Origin of the sequence: Halococcus thailandensis JCM 13552, assembly GCF_000336715.1 — an archaeon.
Classification (GTDB): Archaea; Halobacteriota; Halobacteria; order Halobacteriales; family Halococcaceae; genus Halococcus; species Halococcus thailandensis.
In genome coordinates, this window is the sequence record NZ_AOMF01000072.1 from 1 (window position 1) to 1098 (window position 1098).

1 pseudogene is annotated in these 1098 nt (G+C 56.9%); it reads right to left on the minus strand.

Going from position 1 to position 1098, the window contains the following annotated elements:
- Window positions 1–646: 646 nt before the first annotated feature.
- Window positions 647–1015: pseudogene (locus C451_RS03075) on the minus strand (L-lactate permease); the annotation flags it as partial.
- Window positions 1016–1098 lie beyond the last annotated feature (83 nt).

Genomic DNA, 1098 nt, shown 5'->3' on the forward strand with positions numbered 1-1098 from the left:
GAGAGTACCTCGCGGAGCGACTCGGTGGCGATCCCGCTGACTACCGCCATGGCAGCGACTAGTCCGCTCTTTCGCTGTCTTGACTCTCGCGGTTGCGCGTCGAGATCATACCGATCCTGATTTTGCACATCAAATAGCCGAACACACCGGCTTTGATGTGCAAAAACAGCTCCATACCCGCTGGTTTCGTGTGCGTGATTCGATAGCAGTCAGACCCTCGTGCGCCATCCGCACGACAAAACGGGTGGCTAGCAACCCGATCAGAGCACCGTTGCAGGGCTAATGTGCAAAATAAGCCGACTATGAAAACCAAAACCAGTGGCAGGTACGCTGCGAATCGTCCTTCCGACGACGTTGGCGAACCAACGAAATCACCCGAAGCAAGGCTGTCGACAACGTGTGCGGGGTGCTGCTTGTGTGCTCTCAGCGGCTCCAGTCTAGCCGGTGGTCAGATTCTTATTCGAGGTGGCAAGAATGCGGATGTCGGTATTGGCGTAACGCTCGGGTTCGGCCCGCGCGCCGTTTTCGATCTATTATCGACTTCTCGATTTCATCTCCTCACAGCAGTACGGAGTAATCCTGCTGCCGTCCCCGTTTTCAATAGAACACAAAATTCCGGAATCTTCGGCGCGCCGTCGGCCGTCGATCAGAACAGACCTGGGACCAGGACGTATGTCAGCAGCATCCCAAACAGCCCGGCGAACACTGCGAACACCGCCATCGGGATGATGGCTTTCCGCAGTAGATCGCCCTCACGTCCGGTGATCCCAACAACGCCGCAGATGGCGGCGACATTCAACACCGAAACCATGTTTCCGAGACCGCCGCCGACGTTCTGCAGGCTGACGGCGATCATCCGGGAGACACCAACTGTTTCGGCAGCATTGTACTGGAGCACGCTGAAGAGGATGTTCGAGGATGTGTTGCTCCCGGTCATGAATGAGCCGATGGCACCAATCCACGGCGAGATGGCAGGGAGCAAGCTGCCGGCGCCCATCGCGAGTGCACGGCTGAGTGGACCATCCAGTAAATCCGTACCCAGATAGAACTGCAACGTTATCTCCTCTCAGCCCCTCTATATGGGTGTTCTCTGTGGAG